The organism is bacterium (assembly GCA_024226335.1).
GTDB lineage: Bacteria > Myxococcota_A > UBA9160 > SZUA-336 > SZUA-336 > JAAELY01.
Genome location: JAAELY010000415.1, coordinates 1 through 1,108 on the forward strand (window position 1 = coordinate 1; position 1,108 = coordinate 1,108).

The window sequence follows — 1,108 nt, forward strand, 5'->3', positions numbered from 1 at the left end:
GATTGTCTCCACCGGGGGCGAAGGCCACGCACTGACCGCATTCGACCGCAAAACGGGCAAGCCGAAGTGGACCGCGGGGGACGACACGGTGAGCTACCAGTCGCCGACGCTCGTCGACCTCGGCGGCCGGCAGGTGTTGATTGCCCCGACCGATCACTTCGTCACCGGCGTCGATCCCAAGAGCGGCGAAGTTCTGTGGGAGGCGCGACACACCGAGGATGGACAGATCGACAATTCGTCGCATGTGACCGTGATCGACGACGAACGCTTCCTGGTCAAGTTGAGAAACGGGTCGAGATTGTACCGGGTGAACAAGACCGGAGTGGAGGAGGTCTGGCAGAGTCGAGCGTTCGGCAACACCCTCGCCCTGCCGGTGCTGATCGGCGACCACCTCTATGGCTTCTCCGGCAACGTCATGACATGCGCGTCGGTCGAAACGGGCGAGTTCGTCTGGCGATCGCGCGATCTGAACAGTTTCGGATTGTCCGCCGTCGACGGGAAGCTCGCCGTGATCTCGAACGACGGTCAGTTCGTCGTCGTCGATGCATCGCCGGACGGTTACCGTGAACTCGCGCGAGTTCCCGTGTTCGAGGTCGGAGACTACGCCGTTCCGAGTTTCTCGGACGGGCAGTTCTTCGTGCGCAACCTCGCGCAGATGGCCGCCATCAGGGTGGACACCTCGGTGGCGCCACAAGTCGCCGAGCGCGAGACCGTGGATCGCCACCACGGTGAGTTCGGGACATGGATCGCGTCGGTCGAGAAGCTGCCCGAATCGAAACGGCAGGCGATGGTCGATCGTCGCCTGGGCTCGGTCGAGAGCACGCCACTGACCGGCGAAGACGGCCTGGCGCATCTGATCTGGCGGGGAGAGGCCGACGACGTTGCGGTCCGCGGCGACGTCGCCGCCGGTGTGCCAGAGCTCGAGCTGTTCGGACTTGCGGGCACCGACCTCTTCTATCGCAGTCTGGAACTCGACGCGAAGGCGCAGTACACGTACGCGTTCACCGTTGATTTCGGGAACCCGCAGTCCGATCCGAGAAATCCGAACTCCGTCGACAACGGCTTCGCCGTGTTCTCGGAACTACGCATGCCCGAGTGGCCGGCCTCA

The 1,108-nt window shown here is 63.9% G+C and carries 1 protein-coding gene; it reads left to right on the plus strand.

Annotation, left to right across the window (positions count from 1 at the left end; all coding sequences use genetic code 11):
• Positions 1-1,108: PQQ-binding-like beta-propeller repeat protein (locus GY725_20470; protein ID MCP4006560.1), on the plus strand; the 1,108-nt coding region annotated here is incomplete at both ends.